Source organism: Microbacterium sp. NPDC064978 (genome assembly GCF_044543605.1).
Lineage (GTDB): Bacteria > Actinomycetota > Actinomycetes > Actinomycetales > Microbacteriaceae > Microbacterium > Microbacterium meiriae.
Genome location: NZ_JBITWF010000002.1, coordinates 610980 through 635543 on the forward strand (window position 1 = coordinate 610980; position 24564 = coordinate 635543).

A 24564-nucleotide genomic window follows, 5' to 3' on the forward strand; every position below is an offset into this window, starting at 1 on the left:
TCAGTCCTCGACACCGCGCACCAACGCGGCCGCGTGTGACCGGCTACGCGCCCCGAGCTTGGTGAGCACGTTCGACACGTGGGTCTTCACCGTCGGCACCGAGATCTTCAGGCGCGCGGCGAGCTGGGCGTTCGACCACCCCTGCAGAATCCCGTCGAGGACGTCCCGCTCCCGCGGCGTCAGTTCCGGGAGCACGAACGTCGTCATCGGCGGAGGCTTCGAGGCGGACGCCGCCACCGCGGCGAGCGCACGCCGGGTGACCCGCGGGTCCAGCGCCCCCTCTCCGGCAGCGACAGCACGCACGGCCTGGACGAGGGTCGGCGCGTCGACGGTCTTCAGGAGGAAGCCGACGGCCCCGGCGCGGATCGCCGCGAGCACGAGCTCATCCTCGTCGAAGCTCGTCAGCACGAGGACATCTCCCAGTCCGCGCTCCACGATCTCGCGGGTGGCCGAGACCCCGTCACGTTCCGGCATGCGCAGGTCCATGAGGACCACGTCCGGCCGGAGCGCCGCCGCGTTGCGGACCGCGACCTCCCCGTCGGCCGCCTCGCCCACCACGGCGATGTCGTGCGTCTCCAGCATGATGCGCAGGCCCGCCCTGATCGCGCCGTGGTCGTCGGCGAGCAGCACGGTCGGCGCGGTCATGCCCGCACCTCCACCGGCAGTCGTGCCTCGACCAGCCAGCCGTCGGGCTCCGGTCCGGCCCGGAACGTCCCGCCCAGGGCGGTGATGCGCTCCCGCAGCATCTGCAGCCCCCACCCGTCGCCGCCCTGCCCGGCGGTCGCGGTCGGCGCCCCGCCTCGCGACCGCACCGCGACGCTGGCCGCCCCGTCGGCCGGGCCGATCGCGACCTCGACCACCGCCCCGTTGGCATGGCGGACGCAGTTTCCCAGCGCCTCGCGCACCACCCGCACCACCGCCTGCTCCCCGCCCCCGCCGAGCGCGCCCGGATCGTCGACGGCGAGCCGCACGTCCAGCCCCGAGCGCCGGGCCTCGGCGGCGAGGCGGTCGAGGTCGGCCCACCCCGGCGTCGGAGCGAGCGCGCCGTCGCCGCGGCGCAGCACCCCGATCATCGTGCGCAGGGCTCCGTGCGCGTCCAGCCCGGCATCCCGCACGGCCTGCAGCGCGGCACGGTCGTCCGACCGGTCCGGCGGAGCAGCGAGCGCCGCCTCGGCCCGGATGGCCATCGCCATCACGTGCCCCGCCACCACGTCGTGCAACTCCCTGGCCATGGTCTCCCGCTCGCGCTGCACCGCCTGCACCCGGTCTCTGGCGGCGGTCGCCGCGGCGTCTTCCGCCCGCTGACGGTGCAGCTCGGCCAGCTCATGCGCCTGCGACACCGCCACCGCCCACCAGTAGTCGGTGCCGAAGATCGCTCCGAACTGCACGCCGAACAGCAGCGCGACCGGTGGTTCTGCCCCCGAGAAGAGCAGGGCGGCGAGGAAGAGCGCGATGGTCGCCGTGCCCAGCAGCACCAGCAGCACGCGGCGCCCACGCGGGCCGGCGAGGAAGGCCGCCGTCCACAGCACGTCCAGCAGCACCACCAGCGTCCCGACGCCGCCGACGGTGACAAGGTCGGCGACGAAGAGCACGGTGACGAGGGCCAGCACGGTCCACGGGTGCCGACGCTTGCCGAGGGCCAGAGCGCAGGCCGGGATGGCGAGCACCAGCGCCCACCACGGCGAGACGTCCTCGGGCAGCAGCGAGAAGGGGCCCCAGATCCCGTGGAACCCGAGAGCAGCCATGATCGTCGCGAGGACGGCCATGCCGACGGGGTCCACCCACCATCGGTGCCGCCGGTACCAGGCGGCGGGCCCTCCGTCGGCCGGATCGTGCATGACCTCATGCAACCACGGCCCGCACTCCGTCGCATCCGACCAAAGGATGAGGGGGCTCAGGACGACCCCCGACTTTCGCCCGATCCGCGTTCGCCCAGGGGTCCGGATCGTAAAGGCATGGAACTCTTCGGTGGGCTGCCGCTGCCCCTCTCCCTCGCCGTGCTCGCGCTCATCGACGGTCTGAGCGTCGGGACACTGCTCATCCCGGTCTTCCTGCTGCTGCACCCCGGGCGTGTGCGCGCCGGGCGGATCCTCCTCTATCTCGCGACGATCGCCGTGTTCTATCTCGTGGTCGGACTCCTCTTCCTGTGGGGGCTGGTGAACCTCGTCGACGTCGCCTCCGACTTCCTGGGCTCCCCGGCGGGAATGATCACCCGCCTCGTCGTCGGCGCCGCCCTCCTCGTCACGGCGTTCGTGATGCCGACGAAGCCCGCCGAAGCAGCGCCGGGCGGGGCGCCCACGGCCGCCGTCGCGCCGCCGGATCCCGGCATGCCGGGCAGAGACCCCGTGTCGGCATCGGGCGCGCAGATGCAACCTCCCGCTCCGTCCGCCGCCGCCGCGACGGCCGCGCCCCGGCCCGGACGGATCACCGGCTGGCGGGAACGGCTGCTCGACCCGAAGACGCGCGGGTTCGCGGTCATGGCCGTCGCCATCGCCGCCGGCCTCGTGGAGGTCGCGACGATGCTCCCCTACATCGTGGCGATGACGATGCTGGCGGACGCCGGCGTCGACACCTCGCTGCGGATCCTGTCCCTGGCCGGATACTGTGCGCTCATGATCGCCCCGGCCGTCGTGCTCCTCGTGCTGCGACTGGTGGCGGCCCCGCTCGTGCAGCGGCCGCTGGAGCGCTTCGCCTCCTGGATGGAGCGGACGGGCGCGGAGAACACCGCCTGGATCATCGGCATCATCGGCTTCCTCATCGCCCGGTCGGCCGCCACCGAGCTCGGGCTCTTCGGCGCGATCTTCTGACCGCGACCACGGCGACGACGAAGTAGGCTCGTCGGGTGCGTCTCGTCATCGCCCGCTGCTCGGTCGACTACACCGGTCGGCTCAACGCCCATCTTCCGCTCGCCACCCGCCTGCTCGTGCACAAGGGTGACGGGAGTCTGCTCGTGCACTCCGACGGCGGCAGCTACAAGCCGTTGAACTGGATGAGCCCGCCGTGCGTGCTCGCCACCGAGGAACCGGGCGAGGAGGAGGCCGGCGCCGGCGTCGTCGAGGTGTGGCGCGTGACCCACAAGAAGACCGGCGATGCCCTCCGCGTGCAGATCTACGAGGTCATCCACGACTCCAGCCACGAGCTCGGGATCGACCCCGGGCTGCAGAAGGACGGCGTCGAGGCGGACCTGCAGCGCCTGCTCGCGGAGCAGGTGGACCGCGTCGCCGAGGGTGCCACCCTGGTGCGTCGCGAGTACCCCACGGCCATCGGCCCGGTCGACCTGCTGGTGCGCGACGCCGACGGCGTGGCGATCGCGGTCGAGGTCAAGCGCCGCGGCGACATCGACGGCGTCGAGCAGCTCACCCGCTACCTCGAGCTCCTGGGTCGCGACCCCCACCTCGCCCCGGTGCAGGGCGTGTTCGCCGCCCAGGAGATCAAGCCGCAGGCCCGCGTCCTCGCCGAGGATCGCGGAATCCGCTGCCTCGTGCTCGACTACGACGACATGAAGGGCATCGAGTCGGGCGTCCCCCGCCTCTTCTGACCTCAGCGCGTCGAGACCAGACGCGGCTGCGGACCCTCGAGCCGCGCGATCGCGATCTTCACCTCGGTGAGCTCGTGCTCGATCCGGTCGAACTTCGCGTCCTGGATCGCGAACCTCGCGTCAATCGCGGCGAACCGCGTGTCCATCCGACCGATCATCCAGCCGAATCCGCTGATGATCGCGACGAGAGTCGTCGCGGCCGTCGCCAGCATCGTGATGACTTCCACCGACACGTACATGCCCCCATTCTCACCCGTGATCCCGCCGCTGTCACGACTATAGGTCGGCGTGAAGGGTGTTCACGTGTTCGGTGGATGAACACGTTTCGTGCACACCTGTGCAGGACGGGCGGGCACCCGTTCGCGGGACCCTAGGCTGGAGGCATGCCCTCTTCGCCTTACTCGTGTGTGCTCTGGGACGTCGACGGGACCATCGTCGACGCCTCGGTCGGGATCCTGCGTCGCCTGAACATCGCCCTGACACACTTCGGCCACCCGGCGCCGACGCGGGAAGAGCTCGTGCACTGGATCGGTCCTCCCATGTTCCAGTCCTTCCAGGACCAGGCGGGGATGACGCCGGAGCAGTCGGCCGAGGCCGTGGCGTTCTACCGCACCCTCGGCAAGGCCGACGGGTACACGACCGACGTGCGGACGTATCCGGGCGTCGCCGAGCTGATCCACGACCTGCACGCGGCGGGTATCCCCCAGGCGACGGCGAGCTCGAAGCCCGAGAACCAGGTCGACGCCCTGGTCGATCACTTCGGACTCCGGCCGTCGTTCCTCACGACCGTGGGCGCCACGCCGGACGAGGCCACGCTCGCCTCCAAGACCGACATCGTCGCCGAGGCGCTGCGACGGCTGCGCGAACTCGGCGCCGACACCTCCCGCCCTGTCCTCGTCGGCGACCGGCACCATGATGTCGAGGGCGGTCTCGCCAACGGCGTTCCCGTGATCTTCGTGGGCTGGGGATTCAGCGACCCGCACGAGGGCGACGACGCGGCGTTCCGCGTCGCGACCGTCGACGAGCTGCGCGCACTCCTCCTGCCCTGACCGGCCCGAGGCCGCCAGGGAAGACGAAACTCCCCGCCGGGTCAGCGCCTGCGCGTGATTCCGACGGGGAGTTCCCGGTGTTGCTTCCGCCTCAGACGGGGCGGATGTTCTCTGCCTGCAGGCCCTTGGGGCCCTGCGCCACATCGAACTCGACCCGCTGGTTCTCTTCGAGAGAGCGGTAGCCGGATGACTGGATGGCGGAGTAGTGCGCGAAGACGTCAGCGCCTCCGTCGTCGGGGGAGATGAAGCCGAAGCCCTTCTCCGAGTTGAACCACTTGACCGTGCCCTGGGTGCTCATGTACTGCCTGTTCTGCTGATGTAGAAGCCGACGCAGGGGTGCACCGACATCGCTAACGCTAGTGGAGGGGACCCCCAGCGGAATAGTCGTTGCGAGAAGGTAATCCAAATGTTGCATGAGCGGACGCGCCCGGAAAATGGTGTGGCCCTCACCGCGGGGGGAGCGATGAGGGCCGAAGACGACCGGAGGGTGCGTCAGAAACAGCCTAACCCCTCCGCGCGGGTCTTGTCCCCCTTTTGGGGGACAAATCTGAAAAATCTTCGTGGCAGTCGGCCGGGAAGCGGCCCTCTCGAGGAGTTCATTGGGGACTGAACTACTCGAGAGGGCCCAATCGCATGCACGGATCGTCCGGCCCGTGGGGAGGGCCTCCGCCCCCTGGGGAGAGGCGTAGACGATCGATCCCCTTGCATGCACTTTCACCATAGGGGAGGTCGTGATCCGCCGCCATGGACCTTGACAGATGCGGGGGTAGCCTGATCCGGTGACCATGCTGAACAAGGACATGACGCTCTGCATCTCGCTGTCCGCACGGCCGAGCAACAACGGCACGCGCTTCCACAACCACCTGTACGAGGCCCTCGGTCTGAACTGGATCTACAAGGCCTTCGCCCCGACCGACCTCACCCAGGCCATCGCGGGAGTGCGTGGCCTCGGCATCCGCGGGTGCGCGATCTCGATGCCCTACAAGGAGGACGTCATCGCTCTCGTCGACCGCATGGACCCCTCGGCACAGGCCATCGACTCCGTGAACACGATCGTGAACGACGACGGCGTACTCACGGCCCACAACACCGACTATGCGGCGATCGCGCAGCTGATCACGGAGAACGACCTCGACCCGACGTCCTCGGTCCTCCTCCGCGGCTCGGGCGGCATGGCGAAGGCGACGGCGGCCGCGTTCCGCGACGCCGGGTTCACGGACGTGACGATCGTCGCCCGGAACGAGGCGGCCGGCCGCGCCCTCGCCGAGCTGTACGGGTTCGCCTGGCGTGCGGATGCCGGAGACGCGACGGCCGACGTGATCGTGAACGTCACCCCGATCGGCATGGCCGGAGGTGCGGAGGCCGACGCCCTCGCCTTCCCGGAACAGGCCATCGACGCCGCTGCGATCGTGTTCGACGTCGTCGCGCTGCCCGCGGAGACGCCCCTCATAGCCGCCGGCCGGGCCGCGGGTAAGACGGTGATCACGGGAGCCGAGGTCGCGACCCGGCAGGCGCTGGAGCAGTTCGTCCTGTACACCGGCATCCGTCCGTCGGCGGAGCAGGTACGCGCCGCCGAGGAGTTCATGCGCGCCGGAGCGTGATGCGCAAAGCCCGCGTCAGGACGCGCGGCCCTCGGCGAGGTAGCCGAGACGGTGCAGCGTCTCCGCATTCCGCCAGCGGAGCATCGGCGTGGTCAGGAACCGGGGCAGGATCGTCGCCGGGCCCTTGACCGGCTCCTCGTCGATGCGCACCTGGCACCCCGTCGGGGTCGTGCGCGCACGGATCGTCACCTGCGCCTCGCCCACCGGCCAGCCGCGGGCCCGCATGACCGCACGGTGCGGCGGGTGCCATTCCACCAGCTCGGTCGTGTCGTCCAGGAGCGCGGGCCACGTGCCGACCGAATGGTGCAGCTGGGCCCCCGCCGCCGGCCAGGAGTCGTCGACGTCGCGCATGCGGGAGGCGCCGACCACCCACGCGGGGTAGAGCCAGCCGTTCGCCAGCACGCGGAACACGTCATGGGTGGTGCACGTCAGGTCGCGGGTGTTGGTGGCCATGGTTCCTCCGTTCTGCCCCCCATCCTGCGCGCCGCGAACCTCACTCGGGCAGGTGCTTGACATCGGCGACACCGACCGTCCCGGCTAGCACAATCGGTCCGAGGACGCCTCCCCCTTGGGCTGCCTCGCGGGCGCGTGACAGGGTCGGATCATGCTTCAGCGACTGACTTCCCGACTGTCCGACGATGTCGACGCGGTCCTGCACGAGGACTCGCCCTCACTGCTCACCCGAGGCTACGACTTCGGCGAGCGCGTCTGGCGCCGAGCCCGCCCCGGCGCCCGGTCGGCTCCGATGCGCCTCCTCGGGCACCCGGCCGCGTTCGTCCGCGGCGCCGAGGGCGTGGAGCTGTTCTACGACGAGAGCCGCATCGCCCGTGCCGGCGCCATGCCGGGGATCATCCGCGAACCGCTGTTCGGGCACGGGTCGGTGCACGCGCTCGACGGCGCCGCCCACCGCCACCGCAAGGCGACCTTCGTCGAGGCGGCATACGAGGATGCGCAGGTCGAGCGGCTCACGCCGTTCCTCGAACGGGAGTGGGCGGCCGAGCGCGATAACTGGCGCGCCGGCGGCACCCGCAGTGCCTACGACGCGGCCGTCGGTGCGTTCGGGCGCGCGATGATGCGCTGGGCCGGGCTCCCGGGCACGCCGACGGCGCAGACCCGCTGGGCCGCGCGCCTGGCGCAGATCGTCGACGGTTTCGGAGCGCCGTACTCCCCCGCCTACGTCGAGGCCTTCGCGAACCGGATCTTCTCGGACCGGCATGCGCGTCGCCTGATCGAAGCCGTCCGTGTCGGCGATCTGGCTGCGCCGGAGGGCACGGCGCTCGCCCTGTGGGCCACGCATCGCGACGAGAACGGTGAGCTGCTGCCTGCCCGGGTCGCCGGCGTCGAGCTGCAGAACAGCATCCGTCCGATGATCGCCGCCGCGCGTTTCGTGGCCTTCGCCGCGAAGCAGCTGCACGACCACCCCGAGTGGCGTGCTCGGATCGCCGCCGAGACGGCCGAGCGGGGATCGCTGGTGGGTGGAACGCTCGCGACGATGTTCGCGCAGGAGGTGCGGCGGACCGGACTGTTCGTGCCGATGCTGCCTGGTCGCACCATCGCCGAGGTCGAGATCGACGGCGTCACGGTCCCGGAGGGCGGCCGGGTCGTCCTCGACATCCTCGGCACGAACACCGACGACCGGTCGTGGTCCCACCCGGAGCGCTTCGCCCCCGAGCGGTTCACCGACGTGGACGACTACGAGGAGATCACGACCTTCGTCCCCCAGGGCGGGGGCGACGTCGCCACCGGTCACCGCTGCCCCGGCGAGAAGCTCGTCATCGCCGGGCTCTCCGCGGCCGTCGCCGTGCTGAGCGACCCGGAGCTGACGGTGCTCGACGAGGGACTCGACGTGAATCGCCGCCGCCTGCCCACCAAGCCCGCGTCCGGAGGACGGCTCTGCCCCATCAGCCGACTGACGGCCGGGTAGAGATCGGCCGCCCACCCCCAGGCCCTCCTCGCTCCCTTCGCCCGACCGGATGATTCCGAACACTGCTGTACGCTGACGACTCATCGATGGACGGGAGGCTGTGCGAATGGGTGGTCATCGCTCGGACGCGGCCCTCATCACGCTGGAGAACGTCACGAGGACATACTCCCGCGGCGCCGACGAAGTGGAGGCCGTGCGGGGTGTCTCCGGGGAGATCCGATCAGGGGAGATCGTCACCTATCTGGGCCCCAACGGTGCAGGCAAGACGACTCTGATCAAGATGATCGCCACTCTCCTGACGCCCACGGATGGGCGGATTCTCTTTCGCGGGATGGACGTCACGACGCACTACCGGCATGTCCGTGCTCGTATGAGTCTGGTGCTCGGCGGTGACCGCGGGTTCTATATGAGAGCATCCGCCACAGACAACCTTCGGTTCTTCGCAGAGCTGCAAGGCGTCCCCCGGAGGAAGCGTGATCAGCGGATCTCCGATGCTCTGGAGATGGTCGGGCTGGGCGAGCGGAGCAAGGACCGGGTCGAGCAGTTCTCGCGCGGAATGCGGCAACGCTTGCACATCGCCCGTGCGGTCCTGTGTGAACCGGAGTTGATCCTGCTCGACGAACCGTCCATCGGCATCGACGCTGAAGGTGCCCGGGAGTTGCGGACCCTTGTCCGAGGTCTCCGTGAGGCCGGCACGGGAGTGCTCCTCACCACCCACTACATGCAGGAAGCGGAAGAACTCGCGGATCGCATCGCTGTCATCGACAAGGGGCGCATCGCCGTCGAGGGCAGCGTGGAAGACATCGCCTCCGCCGCAGGGCTGACAGGAGTGACCAGCTACCGGACGCGCACCTTCTCTGACGAGGTCGAGGCGACGCTGAGGAGCGTCGAGGGTGTCGTGGAAGTGCTCACCACGCAGACCTACGGGGGGTGGAATGTGGACGTCGCGTGGTCCGACACCGACCCGCACTCCTCGTTCGCGCAGCGGCTGAACCTCGAGCCACTGGGGCTGCGCAGGCCGAGCTTGGAAGAGTCCTACCTCGCGTTTCTGGCGAGGAGCCGCGTCCCGGCAGAGAATCCGGGCGACGAGTGATGCGCGTGTTCTTCGCTCTTGCGGGCTTCCACGCCCGGCAATTGCTGCGGGTGCCGTTCTTCATGCAGACGGCATTGCTCGCTCCGGTGAGCTTCCTCCTGCTGCGGGGACTCGGCGCGATGAACGTCGGCGCCCCGCTCGCGCCGCTCACGTGGCTGGACGCGTCGACGGCCGGCGTCTGGGCAACCACGACCACGGCAGCGGGACTCATCATGTATCAGCGATTCCAGGGCACTCTGGAATCGCACGTTCTGAGCGTGCACCGGCCTGGAGTCGTCTTCGGAGCCTTGACCGCGTCTGCGGCGCTCATCGGGATGGTGGGGATTCCGTTCGCAATGCTCATCCAATTCGTGATCTCGCATGAGCTCGAACTGACGATCGAATCGACGATCGGCGTGCTGGTGGCACTCATCGCTTGCATCGGATCAGCAGCGCTGCTGTCCTCCTTGTTCGTCGTGAACCCCTCCGCCTCCGCACTCGAACCCCTCATCCTGGTTCCGGTGTGGATGCTCATCGGAATCGTCGTGCCATTCGCGGAGCTCCCCGGTTGGCTCGCACCCGTGGCCCTGGTGCACCCGCTCACCAGCGCGGTTCTCGCCGGCCACGCAGAATCCGTCAGTGCCGCAGTGGCATGGGGCGGGCTCTCGGTCGCCGTGAGCTGTGTGTGGGTGGTGCTGGCCGGTGTGGGACTGCGCGCGGCGATCACGCGCGCCCGCGTCAACGGAACGTTGGCCGTCTCGTGAGGGGAGCATTCGCGGTGGGAGCCCGGGTCTCTTACCTGTCTCTGCCGGAGACGCGATCCCCGATCACTTTCCTGGTCGGGCTCGTGGTGGTCCCTTTCCTCACCGCGCTGTTCTACCTCTTGCTCGCCTCCGGCGGGACGGCGAGCCTCCGGCCTGGCGACGCCCTGGCGGCGTCTCTCGCCTCCGGAGCGATCGCTGCCACGGTGACGGTGAGCACTCTTGTGGTCACCGATCGTTTCGAGGGAACGAGAGCGTTCCTCCTTCTCTCACCCCGCACGAACACGTCGCTGTGGCTCGGGCGGCTGTCCGTACCCGTGCTGATCGGCGTGGTGACCGGAATCGCATCGTCCTACGCCATCCTTCTCTTGTCGCGGGCGTCCATCGCGCCAGCGGTCTGGTTGCAGATCCCGCTCTTCGTGGTAACAGCTGTGGTCGCCAGTGCAGGCCTCGGTGTCTTCATCGGAGGCCTCGGGCTCGGTATGCGCGACCCGCTCGTCGCCTCGAACGTCGCTGGCTACGCGCTCCCGCTCGTATGCGGGGTGATCGCACCCGTGACGCTCTTCCCGGCGCCGCTCGAAGCGCTGGCGGGCGTTCTTCCGTTGACCCATGTGACGACCGCGGCACGGTCCTTCATCGAATCCGGAAGTCTCGCTGCTGCGGGCAGCGAGATGCTGACGGCGATCGTGGTCGGTGCCGCATGGGGGCTCTTCGGCGTGGTGACCTGGAAGTGGCACGAGCGACGCATCCTGCGCGAGGGAGCTTCTGAACAGGTGCTCTGATCGGCCGCCTCAGACGGTTCGAGCGACCCTTCGAACAACCCCGGTTGACAATCCGCCAGCGGTTCCGGGCGCGGCTGCCCGTTCCACTGAGTCCCGGGGATCGCACGTCGTCCGCGGCCTGTCAACCGGGTGGCCATGCTGCGGCGCGCCCGAGAGCGTGGAGGGACGACGGACATCGAGACGTGGAGGACATGATGAAGGCACTCACCTGGCAGGGCAAGCGGAACGTGACGGTGGAGGAGGTCGCCGACCCGGTCATCCAGCAGCCGGCGGACGCCATCGTCCGGATCACCTCGTCGGCCATCTGCGGATCCGACCTGCACCTCTACGAACTGCTGGGCCCGTTCCTCGACCGCGGGGACATCCTCGGGCACGAGCCCATGGGCGTCGTGGTGGAGGTCGGCGCGAACGTCACGAAGCTGAAGCCCGGCGACCGCGTCGTGATCCCGTTCAACATCTCGTGCGGGGTGTGCTTCTTCTGCCTCCGCGGGCTGCAGTCCCAGTGCGAGACGACCCAGGTGCGCAAGTACGGCAGCGGCGCGGCACTCTTCGGCTACACCAAGCTCTACGGCCAGGTCCCCGGCGGGCAGGCCGAGTACCTCCGCGTGCCGCTGGCCGACTACAACCACATCCCGGTCGGGCCGGACCTGCCGGATGAGCGCTACCTCTTCCTCAGCGACATCCTGCCGACCGCATGGCAGGGCGTGGAGTACGCGCAGCTTCCCGAGGGCGGGACGCTCGCGGTGATGGGACTCGGCCCCGTCGGGCAGTTCGTCAGCCGGATCGCCCGGCACCGCGGCCACCGCGTCATCGCGGTCGAGCCGGTGGCGGAGCGGCGCGCGATGGCGGAGCGGCACGGCATCGAGACGCTCGACCTCACGGACACGGCCGTCGAGGAGATCCGCGATGCCACCGAGGGTCGTGGCGCCGACGCGGTCGTGGATGCGGTGGGCCTGGAGGCACACGGCAACAGCGGCGTGGAGTTCCTGCAGAAGGCGGTCGGACTGTTGCCCGATCCCGCGGCACGGCAGATGCTCGACAAGGCCGGGATCGATCGTCTCGCCGCCGTGTACGCCTCGATCGATGCCGTCCGTCGTGGGGGCACGGTCTCGCTGAGCGGTGTGTACGCGGGCGACGCCGACATCCTGCCCATGAAGACCCTGTTCGACAAGCAGATCAGCATGCGCATGGGACAGTGCAACGTGAAAAACTGGATCGACGACATCCTCCCGCTCGTGGAGGACCCGTCCGACCCGCTCGGCGTGATGGATCTGACGACGCACCACGCGGCCCTGGAAGACGCCCCGGACCTGTACCGGACGTTCCAGGAGAAGAAGGACGGCTGCATCAAGGTCGTGCTGCACCCCTCCGCCGCCTGACGGATCGTCGAGGGGCTCCAGAAGCAACCCGGGTTGACAGCATCGCTGCCAGCAACCTAGGTTGACATCATGGAGTCCCTCGACATCGCCCGCGCCGCCGCGGACACGACCGATCCCCGTGCCGGGCTGCGCGCGGTGGCCTCGTTGCGGACGCTCGCCGACGCTCTCGAACTGCGCCAGGTGGAGGCCGCGCTCCGCGCCGGGATGAGCTGGCAGGCCGTCGCCGACGCCCTCGGGGTCACGCGGCAGGCCGTGCACAAGAAGCACAGTCGTCGCATCGATCCGACGATCCCGGTTCCGCGGCGGAACGCATGAGCCGGTTCACGCAGGCCGCTGCGACCATGCACACCCTCTCGCTCGCGGCGATGGAGGAGGCGTCACGCCTGGGTGTCCGCGATGCCGACATCGATCACCTGCTGCTCGCGCTCACGCTCGATGCCGACACCGGCGGACAGGTCCTGCGGCGTGCGGGCGTCGATCTCGACGCCACCCGGACGGCGGTCGAGGCGCAGCACGCCGGACAGCTCCAGGCCGTGGGCGTGGACGCCCCTTCGATCGGCCCCGGTCGCATCGTCTTCCACGAGACCGAGGGCTACGACTGGACGGACCGCGCCCTCGCGGTGCTCCGCGCCGCCACAGGGGGCGGCCGACAGGGCGACTCGGCCGCCGTGCTCCGCGCCCTTCTCGAGGAGCCCAGCGGCCTGATCACCGCCATCCTCGACCGGCTCGCCGTGACGGCGGACGACATCACGGTGCAACTGGATGAGGTCGAAGCCGCAGCCCGCCCGCTGCAGCGACGGCGGGAGATCTCCGGGATCTCCGGGTCACGCTCGATGTTCATCCCGGCGGCCATGACGGATGTCTGGACACTGCTCTCGACCGCCGACCGTCTCCCGGATTGGGATCAGAGCGTCGCCACCATCCTCCCGGGACCCGAGGACGGTCCCTGGGAGGCGTTCGCCCCCACGACGGCCCCCGACGGACGACCACTCCGGCGCAAGCCGGCATTCCATCGCCTCCGGGTGACCCGTTCGGCGCCGGAGGATCCCACACACGTGGCCTGGCGCTTCGAGCACCCCGACGCCCCGAGCGCGAACCCGCGCCTCCTCACCCTCGCGCTCGAACCGGCGGCGGGCGGCACACAGCTCCGAGCGACGCTGACATGGGAGACCAGGCCACGCGGGCCGATCCGGCGAGCGCTGCGGTCGCCCTTCGCGCCCCTCCTGCGCGGGCTGGTGTTCATCCAACTCGTGCAGGTCGAGAGCGGAATCAGTCGGGTCTTCCGCTGATCGGTCGCTCAGCCCTCTTCATGCCGCGGACCGACGCCGGGCTCCTTGCTGTGGGTCGACTCGTAGGCGGGCTCCGGTGGATTCTTCGACGCAGGGTCCACGCGGGCCGCGTTCCCCGCGCCGGCGTCGGCTCCGGCCCCGCCGGCCGGCACGTCCTGAAGAGCGTCCGGATCGTCGCCTCCGCGCTCGGCGAGGTGTGCCGCGATGCCTTCTCGCGAAGGCTCCTCATCGGACTCGACGACGTCCTCCTCCTCGGGTCGCAGAGGCTCCTCCGGCTGCAGCGGCTCATCCGGGTACATGAAGGCTTCCGGGTTCGACATGACGCGCTCCTCTCGTGACGGAGACTCCAGCGTGCGTCGGATCGGCGCTCAGGACAGGCCCGTTGACACAACGGCGGCACCCCGGTAGCCCATCGCCCGGGTACCGGCGGGTGCCACGATCGAGCGCCGCACCCGCCGGGCCGGAGTCCTCAGCTCTTCGCGCCCTTGCGAGGCTTGAGGAACTCGTCCGGGGCGTTCTTCGCGCGCTTCGCCGCCCGCTTCTCCTTGAGAGAGAGCTGCGGCGCCTTCTTTCCGGCGCGACCCGGTGTGGACTTTCCTGACATGGCGCTTCCCCTTTGTGACTGGCTGGCGTAACCCCCGACCATACCCGGAAGCACAGGGAAGTCAAATTTCCCGCTGAACGGGAGAAAAACGCCTGAGCGAATCGCTCTGCAACCCTGTACGGAACCGTGATCGTCTCTCACTTCTTTTGAATGACTCAAAATAACGTGGTACGGTCGGAGGACAGCAACCGGTCAGGCAGACCGCTCCGCACGCCACTCAGAGGGCCGCCTGCGGAGGCGCGCCGCCGCAGCCCGTGCGCCGGAGTCGGGGAGAGCACCCCCGCGGTCCGACGTGCGCAGCGCGAGGGACACACGTCCCTCGGCGCGAGCCTGCCCATCCGCCCCGAGAGAGGAATCCCCATGCCAGAGACACGACCCACCGACCATCGCCGCACGGGGTTCACCTCGATGCCGCACTCCTTGGGTCGCCGCGGCCGCGAGGACATCGTCTGGGAGGCGCTCGAGCGGGTGGACGGGAAGCCCGCGCCCGCGATCGGCGTCATGCAGGCGGCGATGGGCACGGAGGCGCAGATCCGCCTGACCGCGGACGTGATCCGCGCCTACCTCGATGCGCAGGGCGTCCGCGACACCCGCGAGTGGGCGGCACGCCGAGGCGGTGTCGCATGAGGCGTCGACTCCGCTCCGACGTCCGGGAGCACTCCGACACCGTCCTCCGCCTGCAGCCGGCAGAGCTCCACGAGACCGCACCCTTCGCACCCGGCGACGACCGCTTCGTCGCCGAACTCGCCTCCCCCGGCCTCGGGGCGTGCTCATTCGTCCTCGGTCCGCAGGGCACACCTCCGCCCGCGTGGATCGTGCTCGATTATGCCGACGGGCAGCAGCGCCGGTGGCGGCGTGCGCGGCGGGCAGGCGATCGGCATTTCTTCACCCTCGCGGAGGACACCGCGAGCGCGGGATACATCACAACTGTTGCCTGAGGCAACTTTGAGGCGTACCCTGGACACATGACCACCGGCGAAGACGTCGCCGGCATCCACCTGGCCCTCGTCCGCGTGGTGTCGGAATGGAGTGAGAGCGATCTGCAACGCCAGGTCGCCGAGGCCGTCGACGTCGCCCTCGATCCGTCCGCCATCCGCGCGCTCTACCTGCTCGGGATGAACGGCGGTGCGATGGGCTTCGGCGACCTGGCCGCGCACGCGACACTGTCGCGGCCGACCACGTCGAAGCTCGTCGCCCGCATGGCGACGCAGGGCGTCGTCGACCCCGTGCGCTCGGGACGCACGGTCGAGGTGCGCCTGACGGACGCGGGCCGGACGGCCTATGCGCGCCTGGTCGAGGCCGGCCATCGCATGGTCGGCGATGCGGTCGCAGGCTGGTCACCGGACGAGATCGACGGATTCCGCCGCCAGCTCGGCCGCTTCGTCACCGCACTGTCCGGCACGCCGCCGGTCGTGTCCATCAAGGAGGAAACCCCATGACCCGCACCTATGTCGTCACCGGATCCGCATCCGGCATCGGCGCCGCCACCGCCGAGCTGCTCCGCTCTCAGGGCCACACCGTCATCGGCGTCGACCTCGCCGGCGTCGAGGTCGACGGAGATCTGTCCACCCACGAGGGGCGTCTGGCCGCGGCGAGCGCCGTGGTCGAGGCGGCCGACGACGGGATCGACGCCGTCATCGCCTGCGCCGGCATCTCGGCTCCGATCTCGAAGACGATGTCCATCAACTTCTTCGGCGTGACCGAGTTCCTGACCGCGCTGCAGCCCACGCTGAGCCTGGCCGATGCGCCGCGCGCCGCCGTGGTGTCGTCGATGGCCTCGCTGCAGCCGGTGTCGCCCGAGCTCGTCGACGCGGCCCTCGCCGGCGACGAGGCGCGCGCGATCGAGATCGGCGACCGCCTGGCCGCGACGCCCGAGGCCGGGTTCCTCAACTACTCGTCCAGCAAGCGCGCCCTGTCGCGGTGGGTCCGTCGCGAGAGCATCACCCCGGCGTGGGCGGGAGCGGGCATCCCGCTGAACGCCGTCGCCCCCGGCACCGTCATCACGGCAATGACCGCGGGCCTGCTCGACTCGCCCGAGGGTCTGGCCATGGTGGACGCCGCCGTGCCGATGCCCCTGAACTACCACCAGCCGGCGTCCTCCATCGCCGAGCTCCTCGTCTGGCTGACCAGCCCGGTCAACACCCACATGGCGGGTCAGACGATCTACTGCGACGGCGGAGCCGACGCCGTCCTGCGCGGCGACGACATCTGGTCCTGGAACGACGCCCCCCAGAGCTGAGACCTGCACTGCTCAGCCGCTGTTCCGGGAGCGCGGGTATCCTGAGGGTGTCTCCGGCACCCGGAGCAGCGGACGAGGGAGCAGTACCCGCACACGACGACTGACTCATGAAGGAGTCCGTCATGATCCGGTCGTTCATCACCCGCACCGACCTGCTGCGTGTGGCCCTGGGCTGGGGCGCGGTCGTCGCCCTGCTCGCCCTGCACCCGTTGCTCGCGCCTCCCGTGCCGGGACCGCTCCTGGTCGTCGCCCTCCTCGCGATCGTCGCCGTGATCCTCGTGTGCGCGTTCGGCGTCGTGAAGCAGGCCGAGGCCCTCGCCCACCGGCTGGGCGATCCCTACGGCTCCCTGGTGCTGACCCTGTCGATCGTGCTCATCGAGGTGATCCTCATCTCGGCGGTCATGCTCGGGCCGGGCGAGCACGCCACGATCGCGCGCGACTCGGTCATGGCCGTCTCCATGATCATCCTCAACCTCGTCATCGGCCTGGCCCTCCTCCTCGGCGGACTCCGCCATCGGGGCATGGCGCACAACCGCACCGGCACATCCGCGTACCTGTCTATGCTCGTGGTCCTCGTCGCTCTGGCGTTCGGACTTCCGGGGCTCATCGGCGACGGCGGTGCGTACACGGTCGGCCAGGAGATCCCGATCATCGTGCTCACACTCGTCCTGTACGCGTTCTTCCTGTTCCGGCAGATGGGTGCGCAGGCCGATGACTTCACCGAGGTGGACGAGAGGCTGCGGCCAGCCCACACGGCGGCGAACGCGGCACCGCGGACCCCCATCCGCGCGGTGCTCGCGGCTCACCGCGTCGAGGTGCTGACCCGCCTCGTCCTCCTCGTCATCACCGTCGTCCCCATCGTGCTGCTCTCGCACGACATGGCGGCCCTGCTCGACGACGGTCTCGGCCGGCTCGGCGCTCCCGTCGCCCTGGCGGGGCTGCTGATCGCCGGCATCGTGTTCCTCCCGGAGTCGATCACCTCGATCCGCGCGGCCCTGAACGGCGAGGCCCAGCGCGTGAACAACCTCTGCCACGGGGCGCTCGTGTCGACGGTCGGCCTGACCATTCCGGCGGTCCTCCTGATCGGCATGCTCACCGGGCAGCAGGTGGTGCTCGCCGAGTCGCCGGCCAACCTCCTCATGCTCGCCGTCACCCTGCTGCTGTCGGTGACGACGTTCGCGGCGAAGCGGGTCACCGCGATGCACGGGGCCGCGCACCTGGCGACCTTCGCCGTCTACGTGCTCATCCTCTTCAGCTGAGCCGCCTCAGCGGGTCAGCTCGGCGTGGACGGGCTTCGGGATGAAGAGGGAGAAGGTCAGCGCGCCGGCGAGCACGACGGCGCCGGTGAGGAGCGCGGCGACGTAGCCGCCCGCCGCATCCCCGCTGCCGCCGAACGAGGTCTGGGCCGCGTAGATCACGACGAAGCTCAGTCCCGCCCCGAGGTTGATCGCGCCGGTGTTCAACCCGGGGAGCGATCCCGGCCGCTCCTTCGGCGACAGCACGACGCCGAGGCCGTTCAGCATGATGTTGCCGATGCCGGCGTACGTGACGCCGGCCGCGACCGAGAGCAGCAGCAGGGTGACCCGGGAGGACGTCCCGACGTTCGCCACCATCAGCACGAGCACGACGATCGTGCCGATCAGTCCCACCCGGAGCATCGCGCGGTAGCCCACGGTCGCCGCGAGCCGTCCGGTCAGCGGTCCCATCAGCAGGCCGGCGAGCGCGTACGGCATCAGGATCCAGAACGACACCTCCTCGGCGCTCATGGACAGACCCATGCCGGTGTCCTGCGCCAGAGCGGGGACCACGCCGTTCATCACCGCGAAGATGCCGGAGAGGGTCAGCAACGAGGTCGCGGAGAGCGCCCAGGTGGAGCGCTGCTTCAGCTGAGCGGGCGAGACCAGCGGGTCCCGCAGCGCGCCCTCCAGCTTCCAGAAGGCGAGGAACGACACCACGGCCACGACAGCCAGCACGATCACCAGGAGCACGTCCGCCTCGGCGAGCTTCCCGAGCTCGTTCAGGGCGACGAGCATCGACCCGACGGAGACGACCAGGAGCAGCGACCCCCACCAGTCCATGCGCGGACGGTCCTCCGCCATCGTCTCCGGGGCGAGAAGGCGCACGACGAGCGCCGCAGCCACCGCGACACCGGCCATGGTCCAGAAGATCGAGGCGAACCCGTGGTTCGTGGCGAGGTAGCCACCGAGCAGCGCGTCGCCGCCCGCGATCCCGCCGTTGACGGCCGTGACGACGCCGAGCAGCGTGCCGTACATCTTCGGGTCCGCGACGGCCGCGCGCAGCATGATCAGGCACAGCGGTACGACGGGACCGGAGACGCCCTGGATGAGGCGGCCGATGAAGAGCATCGGGACGTTCGTCGCGAGCGCCGCGACCACGCAGCCGACCGCCATCACCACGAGCATGCCGACGAGCACGCGCCGCCGTCCGATGAGGTCGCCCAGCCGCGGGAGGAACAGGGTGAAGAGGGCGGCGGCGGTGAAGAACACCGTCTGGGTCGCCGCGATCTCCGATGCCGTCGCGTCGAGCTCGCGCTCCATCGTGACCAGGGCGGGGCTGAGCATGCTCGCGTTCAGCTGGAACGCGAGGCACGCCGCGAGGAGGGCGACCATCAGGGGGGCGACGGCCGTCCGGGGCCGGAGGGCGGTGGTGTGCATATCGTTCTCACTTCTTCGTGTCGGTGCGGGGGCGCCGGAATGCGTAATCCTTTACGCGCGGCTTATCTTGGGAGTCGAGGCGCCGGTGTCGGCGCCCGACGGGAGTCGAGGTGCGGATGAGGAAGCCGTCGGTGACGCTGCATGATGTGGCAGCCGCGGCCGGGGTGTCGATCGCCACGGTGTCCCGCGCGCTGAACGGCAAGGAGCGCGTCTCCGGAGCCACCGCCGAGCATGTGGCCCGGGTGGCCGAGCAGCTCGGCTATCGGGTCAACCTCATCGGCCGCGGTCTGCGCGAAGGCACCGGCGCGACCATCGGCGTGGTCGTCCCGGTGATCAGCAACCCGTTCTACGGTGAGCTCGTCCATCGCCTCGAGGACCATCTGCAGCGGCGGGGATTCGACCTCGTCATCGCGGACTCGCACGGCGAGGTCGACCGGGAGCGCGCCCGTCTGCGCATGCTCGTCGAGCGCCGCGTCGAGGGGGTCTTCGTGGTCCCGTCCGATGCGGAGCTGTCGTTCGACGCCGTCGCCGATACCGCCCAGCGCCTTCCCCTGGTCCAGGTGGACCGGAGGGTGCTGGACCTGGATGCCGACTTCGTGGGGGTGGACAACGATCATGGCATCGGGCTCGCCGTCGACCATCTGGTCTCCCGCGGCGCCTCTCGCATCGTCCTCGTGTCGGGCAACGACGTCACGTCGGTCGGCCGCGAGCGCCGCTCCGCGTTCGAGGCGATCGTCCGCGCGCGGTCGCTGCCGGTCGAGGAGAACGTGTTCGGCGAATACCTGCTCGCCTTCGGCGAGTCCGCCGTCACGGAGCTGCGAGCGCGCGGTCCGCTCCCGGACGCGATCGTCGCGGGCGACGACCTCGTCGCCGCCGGTGCCGTCGCCGCGCTGAAGCGCGCAGGCCTCCGCGTCCCGGGCGACATCCTCATCACGGGATTCGACGGCACCATGCTGGCGGACGTGTGCGAGCCGCGTCTGACGACCGTGGTCCAGCCGTTCGACGAGCTCGCCGCGGAGGCGGTGGAGGCTCTCGTGCAGCGGAGGGAGGATCCGGACGCCCCGTACGCCCTGCGCCGCGTGGCCCCGACCCTGCGCGTGGCCGAGTCGACGTCTCCCGCGCCGGGCGCGTGACCCTCAGGCGAGTGCTGCGACGGCATCCGTCACCAGGTTCCAGAAGGCCGGCACGTCGAGGGTCAGCGCGACGTCGGCGTTCGGCTCCTTGCCGAGCATGTCGTGGAGGTCGACACACGTCGCCCCTGCCGTGAACTCGCCGGCCGTCTCGATGTCGACATGGCAGCGCTGCACCGTGGCGACGGCGCGATCGATCGCGATGGCGACGGTGATGGGGTCGTGCAGCGGTCCCTCCGGCATCCCCTCGGCCTTGTCGTACGACGCGGAGAAGAAGCGCAGCAGTTCCACGCCGAACGCCGCCGTGCGGTTGCCGACCGCCGCGATCCGCTGCACGACCTCTTCGGTGATGAGCGCCTGGTGGGAGATGTTGAGGCCGACCATGGTGAGCGGCAGACCGGAGGCGAACACGACCGCCGCGGCCTCGGGGTCGGCCCAGGCGTTGAACTCGGGATAGGCGCCGACGTTGCCGCGTCCGGTCGATCCGCCCATCCAGATGATCTCCTTGATGTTGCGGGCCGCCTCCGGGTGCTGCTGGAGGAGCAGGGCGATGTTCGTCAGCGGGCCCGTGGGGATCACCGTGATCGGCTCCGCGGAGGCCTTCAGGGTCTCCGCGAGGAAGTCGACGGCGTGCCGCGGGTCGAGCGGGACCGTGGGCTCGGGGAGGACGGGTCCGCCGAGGGCGTTGTCCCCGTGGATCCAGGCCCCCGGGGTGAGCTCGCGGCGGAGCGGCTTGTCGGCTCCCGCAGCCACGGGGACGCCGGTCACGCCCGCGACCGTGAGGGCGATCTGCGCGTTCCTCGTGGTGTGTTCCAGGTAGCCGTTGCCGCCGACGGTCGTGACGCCGCGGAGGTCGATGCGCTCGTCCCCCGCCGCCAGCCAGATGGCGAAGACGTCGTCGTGGCCGGGGTCGCAGTCGAGGAGGACGGGGACGGGCATGGGGTGCTCCTTTGCAATCGGGTGTGCGTAAACGTTTACACTCTTTTTCATGAACGTCAAGCCGGACGCTGTCCTCGCCCCTTCCCTCGTCGTCGTCGGGAGCGCCAATGTCGACCTCACCGCCTTCGTCAATCGGCTGCCGACCGCCGGCGAGACCGTCGCCGGGGGCCGGCTCTCGCGCGATCTCGGCGGCAAGGGCGCCAACCAGGCCGTCGCGGCGGCCAAGCTGGGTGGCCGGGTCCGGATGGTGGGGGCCGTCGGGGCCGACGCCGACGGCGCCTGGATGCGCGATGAGCTCGGCCACGCCGGCGTCGACACCGCGCACCTGCGCACGGTCGCCGCGCCCACCGGGACGGCCCTCATCGTCGTGGGTGCCGACGCCGAGAACCAGATCGCGGTGTGCCCCGGCGCGAACGAGCTCGTCTCCCTCGAGGGCGTCGCCGTCGGGCCGGACGAGGCCGTCCTGCTGCAACTGGAGATCGCGATGTCCGTCGTCGAGAGCGTCGTCGCCCGCGCCGAGGGGTTCGTCGCCGTCAACGCCGCCCCCGCACAGCCCCTTCCCGACGCGCTGCTCCAGCGGGTGGATCTGTTCATCGTGAACGAGACCGAGCGCGAGCTGATGCCGGAGCTGGCCGATGCCGCCCTCGTCGCCGTGACCTACGGCGCCGCAGGGGCTGCCCTGTTCCGCGGCGGCGAGGAGATCGCACGGGCGGACGGCGTGCCCACCCGCGCGCTCAACACCGTGGGGGCGGGAGACGCCTTCTGCGCCGCGCTCGTGCTCGCCCTGCAGAGCGGACTGCCGCCGCAGTCGGCCCTGCAGACGGCCTGCGCGGTGGGCGCTGCCGCCGTCGCGCACCTCTCCTCGCAGCCTCCCTTCGACCCGCTCGCGCACTACGTCCCCGCGCCGTAGCGGCGCCCGTCGATGGCGGTCGGTTCAGGACGCGGCGCCGGCCCCGCGCAGCGCGCAGCGAAGATCGCTCGGCGGCACGAAGTCCGCGGTGAGAGACCAGTCGGCTTCCTCGCCGGCGGGGACCTCCACCGTCGCCTGACCGGACCCGACGACCGTGCCCGCGTCGGTGGTGAAGAACACGGTCACGACGTACGTCGCATCCTCGTCCGTGGGATTGCCGACCACGCCTTCCGCCGTCCCGCCGTCGTCCTCGGTGGTGCACGTCGTGATCTGAGTGCCGGCGCGCACCTCCGGAGCGTCCGGCACGTCCTCCGGTACGCTCGTCGCTCCGACGACCCCTTCTTCTTCACCGCGGATCTGCGGCGCTCCGTCCGCGGCGGTCGGGGTGGGGGTCGGCTCCTCCTCGGCCGCGGTGCAGGCGCTGAGCAGCAACACGGAGATCAGGAGCGGCGCCGTGAGACGGGCGATCCTGCGGTGGCGGGCGGACATCATGGGCTCCTCCTTCGACCCGACCGTCCGTGGCGGGTGATTCGCCCCCGCCACGGACCACTTCTCGGTCAGCGCTGCTCCTGCTCTTCCTCTCGCCGGCGCACCCGGGTGAGGCCCAGACCCAGCCCGGCGAGGACCATCACTCCCCCGAGGAGCAGCCCTCCGGCCATGAGCGTGCCGCCCGTGACCGCGAGACCGGTCGGCGGGGTGGGGACCACTCGGGTGATCGTCTGCGAGGTCGGCGGATCGATCGGCCCGTCCGGCGTGTTCCCCGTCACCGTCGCGACGTTTCGCACCTCGCCGCGACGCACGTCCGCGGCGTCGATGGTGTGCGGGGGCACCGTGCATGTCATCTGCTCCCCGGAGGCGAGGCTCGTCGCCGGGCAGGTGACCGCACCGGCCGTCGGGTCCGACACGGCGATGTCGGAAACCGTCTGTGCCCCGGTGTTGGTGACGATGATCGTCCACTCCACGCGATCGCCGAGGTCGATGATCCGGTTGGCGTTGACGTCGACGGTCGTCGCCCGCTTCTCGATCACGAGGGAGTTGGTCCCGTCGAACGGCACCTCCACGGTCGACGGCGGTGACACCGGCGGCGTGCCCGTGGGCGGTGTCGCCGTGACCGTCGCGGTGTTCGTCAGCCGTCCGGAGTCCACGTCGGCCTGAGTGGTCGTGTACGTCGCCGTGCAGGTCACCGTCTGCCCCGGGATGATGCGGGCCGCTTCATCCGGGCATGTGACCGCCGACAGCTCGCCCTGCCCGGAGAAGTCCGTGTCGTCCACCACCACGTCCGCCAGCGTCACGTTGCCCGTGTTGGTCACGACGAAGGAGTACTCCAGAGTCTCCCCCACGGTGGTCATCACGGCCGGGGTCGCGGACTTCACGATGTTCAGGCCGGGGGCGGGAAGCGCCGGGACGCGCGTCTCCGACGGCGGCGACACGGGAGGCTGCAGATCCCCGGGCGGGACGCCGGTCGCTGTGGCGGAGTTCGTCACCTGACCGGCGTCGATGTCCGCCTGCGTCAGCACGTACGACGCGGTGCAGACGAGCTGCGCCCCGGGGGCCATCGATGCGGTGCCTGCCGGGCAGTCGATCGCCGACAGCGTCCCCGTCCCCGAGAACGCCCCCTCGTTCACCACGACATCCGTCAGCGTGACGTTGCCGCTGTTGGTCACGACGAACGAGTACGTGACCTCCTGGCCCACCACATAGGAGTCCGGAGCATTCGGGGTGGCCGACTTCACGACCGTGATCGCCGGGTTCCGGTCGCCGGGGACCTCGACCGTCGACGGCGGCGTGACCGGCGGCTCGCTGGTCGGCGGTCCCGTCGGGGGCTCCCCCGTCGCGACAGCCGTGTTCGTCAGTCGCCCGGCGTCCACATCGGCCTGGGTGACCACGTACGGCGCGGTGCAGGTCACCGTCGCTCCCGGGGCCAGCGATGCCGCCTCGGCAGGACACGTGACCACCGGCGCGGTTCCCGTCCCCGAGAACGACACCTCCTCGACACCGACGTCCGTCATCGTCAGATTGCCCGTGTTGGTGATGAGGAACGAGTACGTGATCGTCTGCCCTGCGGCCGAGATCTCGGTGAGGTCCGCCGTCTTGGCGACCGTGAGGGCCGGCGACCCGTCTGACGGCACCCTGACCGTCGACGGCGGCGACACCGGCGGCTCCCCGGACGGCGGCGTTCCCGTGCCCGTGGCCGTGTTGGTCACACCGCCCGCATCGATGTCGGCCTGCGTCACGACGTACGGTGCGGTGCACGTCACCTCCGCCCCCGGGGCGAGCGACGCGGCTCCCGCCGGGCACGTCACGACCGGAGCCGTGCCGGTACCGGTGAAGGTCGTCTCGTCCACCGTCACGTCGGCGATCGTCATGTTCCCCGTGTTCGTCACGAGGAAGGAGTAGATGATCGTCTGGCCCGCTGCGGTGATCGTGGTGCGGTCGGACGACTTCACCACCGACAGTCCCGGTGCCGGAGTCGACGGCACCTCGACCTCGGACGGCGGGGACACCGGCGGCTCCCCCGACGGCGGCGTTCCCGTCACGGTCGCGGTGTTCGTCACCCCGCCCGCATCGATGTCCGCCGGGCGTGAGGAACGAATCGGTGACAACTGATCGTTAGTGTCGGGAGGCGCTGGCGGGGAGGATGTCATCATGCCTGGTCCCTATCCCAGAGAGTT

Annotated in this window: 29 protein-coding genes; 18 read left to right on the top strand and 11 right to left on the bottom strand. The window is 70.3% G+C overall.

The features are described from left to right. Together ACIGJI_RS09765 and ACIGJI_RS09770 are read right to left on the bottom strand one after the other, a co-directional pair. Positions 1 to 645, bottom strand: coding sequence for a response regulator transcription factor (locus ACIGJI_RS09765; RefSeq protein ID WP_363445298.1), 645 nt, complete (start codon positions 643 to 645; stop codon positions 1 to 3). After that, on the bottom strand, positions 642 to 1838 hold the full coding sequence (locus ACIGJI_RS09770) for a histidine kinase (protein WP_363445300.1): 1197 nt from the start codon (positions 1836 to 1838) through the stop codon (positions 642 to 644). Before ACIGJI_RS09770 ends, ACIGJI_RS09765 begins: the two co-directional genes overlap by 4 nt. 117 nt (positions 1839 to 1955) lie before the next feature. Between ACIGJI_RS09770 and ACIGJI_RS09775 the strand changes: the two genes are divergently transcribed. Both ACIGJI_RS09775 and nucS read left to right on the top strand, forming a co-directional pair. Then, positions 1956 to 2807: a GAP family protein gene (locus ACIGJI_RS09775; RefSeq protein WP_363445302.1), complete on the top strand. Its 852-nt coding sequence runs from the start codon at positions 1956 to 1958 to the stop codon at positions 2805 to 2807. Positions 2808 to 2842: 35 nt separating this feature from the next. Continuing rightward, the gene (gene nucS, locus ACIGJI_RS09780; protein ID WP_363445304.1) at positions 2843 to 3538 is read left to right on the top strand and encodes an endonuclease NucS; all 696 of its coding nucleotides are present in this window, start codon (positions 2843 to 2845) and stop codon (positions 3536 to 3538) included. A 2-nt stretch (positions 3539 to 3540) separates the two neighbouring features. Here nucS and ACIGJI_RS09785 read toward each other — a convergent pair whose 3' ends face one another. Next, on the bottom strand, positions 3541 to 3777 hold the full coding sequence (locus ACIGJI_RS09785; protein WP_062637647.1) for a hypothetical protein: 237 nt from the start codon (positions 3775 to 3777) through the stop codon (positions 3541 to 3543). A gap of 144 nt (positions 3778 to 3921) precedes the next feature. Between ACIGJI_RS09785 and ACIGJI_RS09790 the strand changes: the two genes are divergently transcribed. Further along, positions 3922 to 4587, top strand: a complete 666-nt coding sequence (locus ACIGJI_RS09790; protein ID WP_363445307.1) for an HAD hydrolase-like protein — start codon at positions 3922 to 3924, stop codon at positions 4585 to 4587. Between the two features lie 91 nt (positions 4588 to 4678). Here the strand turns inward: ACIGJI_RS09790 and ACIGJI_RS09795 are convergent, their stop codons facing one another. Further along, positions 4679 to 4885 carry a cold-shock protein gene (locus ACIGJI_RS09795; protein ID WP_017203899.1) on the bottom strand — a complete coding sequence of 69 codons (207 nt, stop codon included), beginning with the start codon at positions 4883 to 4885 and terminating at the stop codon, positions 4679 to 4681. Positions 4886 to 5366: 481 nt separating this feature from the next. Between ACIGJI_RS09795 and ACIGJI_RS09800 the strand changes: the two genes are divergently transcribed. Beyond that, positions 5367 to 6188 carry a shikimate 5-dehydrogenase gene (locus ACIGJI_RS09800; protein WP_363445309.1) on the top strand — a complete coding sequence of 274 codons (822 nt, stop codon included), beginning with the start codon at positions 5367 to 5369 and terminating at the stop codon, positions 6186 to 6188. Positions 6189 to 6203: 15 nt separating this feature from the next. Here ACIGJI_RS09800 and ACIGJI_RS09805 read toward each other — a convergent pair whose 3' ends face one another. Then, positions 6204 to 6641 (bottom strand): SRPBCC family protein, encoded by a 438-nt coding sequence (locus ACIGJI_RS09805; protein WP_060923431.1) that lies wholly within the window; start codon positions 6639 to 6641, stop codon positions 6204 to 6206. Positions 6642 to 6792: 151 nt separating this feature from the next. Between ACIGJI_RS09805 and ACIGJI_RS09810 the strand changes: the two genes are divergently transcribed. The 7 genes from ACIGJI_RS09810 to ACIGJI_RS09840 all read left to right on the top strand — a co-directional run bounded on the left by ACIGJI_RS09810 (position 6793) and on the right by ACIGJI_RS09840 (position 13395). Beyond that, the gene (locus ACIGJI_RS09810; RefSeq protein ID WP_363445311.1) at positions 6793 to 8112 is read left to right on the top strand and encodes a cytochrome P450; all 1320 of its coding nucleotides are present in this window, start codon (positions 6793 to 6795) and stop codon (positions 8110 to 8112) included. A 106-nt stretch (positions 8113 to 8218) separates the two neighbouring features. Then, positions 8219 to 9205, top strand: coding sequence for an ABC transporter ATP-binding protein (locus tag ACIGJI_RS09815; protein WP_396667023.1), 987 nt, complete (start codon positions 8219 to 8221; stop codon positions 9203 to 9205). Between the two features lie 5 nt (positions 9206 to 9210). Continuing rightward, positions 9211 to 9948, top strand: a complete 738-nt coding sequence (locus tag ACIGJI_RS09820; RefSeq protein ID WP_366244280.1) for a hypothetical protein — start codon at positions 9211 to 9213, stop codon at positions 9946 to 9948. Between the two features lie 83 nt (positions 9949 to 10031). Next, positions 10032 to 10727 (top strand): ABC transporter permease, encoded by a 696-nt coding sequence (locus ACIGJI_RS09825; protein ID WP_363445317.1) that lies wholly within the window; start codon positions 10032 to 10034, stop codon positions 10725 to 10727. 194 nt (positions 10728 to 10921) lie between these two features. After that, positions 10922 to 12106, top strand: coding sequence for a zinc-dependent alcohol dehydrogenase (locus tag ACIGJI_RS09830; RefSeq protein ID WP_268777599.1), 1185 nt, complete (start codon positions 10922 to 10924; stop codon positions 12104 to 12106). 69 nt (positions 12107 to 12175) lie between these two features. Further along, positions 12176 to 12421: a hypothetical protein gene (locus ACIGJI_RS09835; RefSeq protein WP_187662822.1), complete on the top strand. Its 246-nt coding sequence runs from the start codon at positions 12176 to 12178 to the stop codon at positions 12419 to 12421. Further along, a complete protein-coding gene (locus ACIGJI_RS09840; RefSeq protein ID WP_363445319.1) occupies positions 12418 to 13395 on the top strand; it encodes an SRPBCC family protein in 978 nt (325 codons plus the stop codon). The genes ACIGJI_RS09835 and ACIGJI_RS09840 overlap by 4 nt, the downstream gene beginning before the upstream one ends. Before the next feature lie 8 nt (positions 13396 to 13403). Here ACIGJI_RS09840 and ACIGJI_RS09845 read toward each other — a convergent pair whose 3' ends face one another. Next, on the bottom strand, positions 13404 to 13715 hold the full coding sequence (locus ACIGJI_RS09845; protein ID WP_187662820.1) for a hypothetical protein: 312 nt from the start codon (positions 13713 to 13715) through the stop codon (positions 13404 to 13406). Between the two features lie 149 nt (positions 13716 to 13864). Then, entirely contained in the window at positions 13865 to 13999 is a 135-nt protein-coding gene (locus ACIGJI_RS09850) for a hypothetical protein (protein ID WP_255218720.1), read from the bottom strand. Positions 14000 to 14359: 360 nt separating this feature from the next. On the opposite strand from ACIGJI_RS09850, the gene ACIGJI_RS09855 reads away from it, so the two are divergent. The 5 genes from ACIGJI_RS09855 (at position 14360) to ACIGJI_RS09875 (ending at position 17497) form a co-directional block, all read left to right on the top strand. Continuing rightward, positions 14360 to 14626: a hypothetical protein gene (locus ACIGJI_RS09855; protein ID WP_363445321.1), complete on the top strand. Its 267-nt coding sequence runs from the start codon at positions 14360 to 14362 to the stop codon at positions 14624 to 14626. Further along, on the top strand, positions 14623 to 14937 hold the full coding sequence (locus ACIGJI_RS09860) for a hypothetical protein (RefSeq protein WP_187662818.1): 315 nt from the start codon (positions 14623 to 14625) through the stop codon (positions 14935 to 14937). The genes ACIGJI_RS09855 and ACIGJI_RS09860 overlap by 4 nt, the downstream gene beginning before the upstream one ends. Before the next feature lie 27 nt (positions 14938 to 14964). After that, positions 14965 to 15438 carry a MarR family winged helix-turn-helix transcriptional regulator gene (locus ACIGJI_RS09865; RefSeq protein ID WP_363445323.1) on the top strand — a complete coding sequence of 158 codons (474 nt, stop codon included), beginning with the start codon at positions 14965 to 14967 and terminating at the stop codon, positions 15436 to 15438. Beyond that, complete coding sequence (locus ACIGJI_RS09870; RefSeq protein ID WP_268777591.1) at positions 15435 to 16238, top strand: SDR family oxidoreductase; 804 nt, start codon at positions 15435 to 15437, stop codon at positions 16236 to 16238. Before ACIGJI_RS09865 ends, ACIGJI_RS09870 begins: the two co-directional genes overlap by 4 nt. Positions 16239 to 16360: 122 nt before the next feature. Beyond that, positions 16361 to 17497 (top strand): calcium:proton antiporter, encoded by a 1137-nt coding sequence (locus ACIGJI_RS09875; RefSeq protein WP_280568243.1) that lies wholly within the window; start codon positions 16361 to 16363, stop codon positions 17495 to 17497. Positions 17498 to 17503: 6 nt separating this feature from the next. Here ACIGJI_RS09875 and ACIGJI_RS09880 read toward each other — a convergent pair whose 3' ends face one another. Beyond that, a complete protein-coding gene (locus ACIGJI_RS09880) occupies positions 17504 to 18913 on the bottom strand; it encodes an MFS transporter (protein WP_363445325.1) in 1410 nt (469 codons plus the stop codon). 131 nt (positions 18914 to 19044) lie between these two features. Here ACIGJI_RS09880 and ACIGJI_RS09885 point away from each other — a divergent pair, with 131 nt between their 5' ends. After that, positions 19045 to 20046 carry a LacI family DNA-binding transcriptional regulator gene (locus tag ACIGJI_RS09885; RefSeq protein WP_363445327.1) on the top strand — a complete coding sequence of 334 codons (1002 nt, stop codon included), beginning with the start codon at positions 19045 to 19047 and terminating at the stop codon, positions 20044 to 20046. Positions 20047 to 20049: 3 nt separating this feature from the next. On the opposite strand, the gene ACIGJI_RS09890 is transcribed toward ACIGJI_RS09885, so the two are convergent. Further along, on the bottom strand, positions 20050 to 20982 hold the full coding sequence (locus tag ACIGJI_RS09890; protein ID WP_187662812.1) for a nucleoside hydrolase: 933 nt from the start codon (positions 20980 to 20982) through the stop codon (positions 20050 to 20052). A 49-nt stretch (positions 20983 to 21031) separates the two neighbouring features. Between ACIGJI_RS09890 and ACIGJI_RS09895 the strand changes: the two genes are divergently transcribed. After that, positions 21032 to 21892: a ribokinase gene (locus ACIGJI_RS09895; RefSeq protein ID WP_363445329.1), complete on the top strand. Its 861-nt coding sequence runs from the start codon at positions 21032 to 21034 to the stop codon at positions 21890 to 21892. 24 nt (positions 21893 to 21916) lie between these two features. Here the strand turns inward: ACIGJI_RS09895 and ACIGJI_RS09900 are convergent, their stop codons facing one another. Beyond that, positions 21917 to 22384, bottom strand: coding sequence for a hypothetical protein (locus ACIGJI_RS09900; protein ID WP_363445331.1), 468 nt, complete (start codon positions 22382 to 22384; stop codon positions 21917 to 21919). A gap of 65 nt (positions 22385 to 22449) precedes the next feature. After that, positions 22450 to 24447 (bottom strand): hypothetical protein, encoded by a 1998-nt coding sequence (locus ACIGJI_RS09905; protein WP_363445333.1) that lies wholly within the window; start codon positions 24445 to 24447, stop codon positions 22450 to 22452. Between the last annotated feature and the right edge of the window lie 117 nt (positions 24448 to 24564).

Coding starts and splice junctions, on each gene's coding strand:
- ACIGJI_RS09765 (WP_363445298.1), bottom strand. CDS start 645: ATGACCGCGCCGACCGTGCTGCTCGCCGACGACCACGGCGCGATCAGG.
- ACIGJI_RS09770 (WP_363445300.1), bottom strand. CDS start 1,838: ATGCACGATCCGGCCGACGGAGGGCCCGCCGCCTGGTACCGGCGGCAC.
- ACIGJI_RS09775 (WP_363445302.1), top strand. CDS start 1,956: ATGGAACTCTTCGGTGGGCTGCCGCTGCCCCTCTCCCTCGCCGTGCTC.
- ACIGJI_RS09785 (WP_062637647.1), bottom strand. CDS start 3,777: ATGTACGTGTCGGTGGAAGTCATCACGATGCTGGCGACGGCCGCGACG.
- ACIGJI_RS09790 (WP_363445307.1), top strand. CDS start 3,922: ATGCCCTCTTCGCCTTACTCGTGTGTGCTCTGGGACGTCGACGGGACC.
- ACIGJI_RS09795 (WP_017203899.1), bottom strand. CDS start 4,885: ATGAGCACCCAGGGCACGGTCAAGTGGTTCAACTCGGAGAAGGGCTTC.
- ACIGJI_RS09805 (WP_060923431.1), bottom strand. CDS start 6,641: ATGGCCACCAACACCCGCGACCTGACGTGCACCACCCATGACGTGTTC.
- ACIGJI_RS09810 (WP_363445311.1), top strand. CDS start 6,793: ATGCTTCAGCGACTGACTTCCCGACTGTCCGACGATGTCGACGCGGTC.
- ACIGJI_RS09815 (WP_396667023.1), top strand. CDS start 8,219: ATGGGTGGTCATCGCTCGGACGCGGCCCTCATCACGCTGGAGAACGTC.
- ACIGJI_RS09830 (WP_268777599.1), top strand. CDS start 10,922: ATGAAGGCACTCACCTGGCAGGGCAAGCGGAACGTGACGGTGGAGGAG.
- ACIGJI_RS09835 (WP_187662822.1), top strand. CDS start 12,176: ATGGAGTCCCTCGACATCGCCCGCGCCGCCGCGGACACGACCGATCCC.
- ACIGJI_RS09840 (WP_363445319.1), top strand. CDS start 12,418: ATGAGCCGGTTCACGCAGGCCGCTGCGACCATGCACACCCTCTCGCTC.
- ACIGJI_RS09845 (WP_187662820.1), bottom strand. CDS start 13,715: ATGTCGAACCCGGAAGCCTTCATGTACCCGGATGAGCCGCTGCAGCCG.
- ACIGJI_RS09850 (WP_255218720.1), bottom strand. CDS start 13,999: ATGTCAGGAAAGTCCACACCGGGTCGCGCCGGAAAGAAGGCGCCGCAG.
- ACIGJI_RS09855 (WP_363445321.1), top strand. CDS start 14,360: ATGCCAGAGACACGACCCACCGACCATCGCCGCACGGGGTTCACCTCG.
- ACIGJI_RS09860 (WP_187662818.1), top strand. CDS start 14,623: ATGAGGCGTCGACTCCGCTCCGACGTCCGGGAGCACTCCGACACCGTC.
- ACIGJI_RS09865 (WP_363445323.1), top strand. CDS start 14,965: ATGACCACCGGCGAAGACGTCGCCGGCATCCACCTGGCCCTCGTCCGC.
- ACIGJI_RS09870 (WP_268777591.1), top strand. CDS start 15,435: ATGACCCGCACCTATGTCGTCACCGGATCCGCATCCGGCATCGGCGCC.
- ACIGJI_RS09875 (WP_280568243.1), top strand. CDS start 16,361: ATGATCCGGTCGTTCATCACCCGCACCGACCTGCTGCGTGTGGCCCTG.
- ACIGJI_RS09880 (WP_363445325.1), bottom strand. CDS start 18,913: ATGCACACCACCGCCCTCCGGCCCCGGACGGCCGTCGCCCCCCTGATG.
- ACIGJI_RS09890 (WP_187662812.1), bottom strand. CDS start 20,982: ATGCCCGTCCCCGTCCTCCTCGACTGCGACCCCGGCCACGACGACGTC.
- ACIGJI_RS09895 (WP_363445329.1), top strand. CDS start 21,032: ATGAACGTCAAGCCGGACGCTGTCCTCGCCCCTTCCCTCGTCGTCGTC.
- ACIGJI_RS09900 (WP_363445331.1), bottom strand. CDS start 22,384: ATGATGTCCGCCCGCCACCGCAGGATCGCCCGTCTCACGGCGCCGCTC.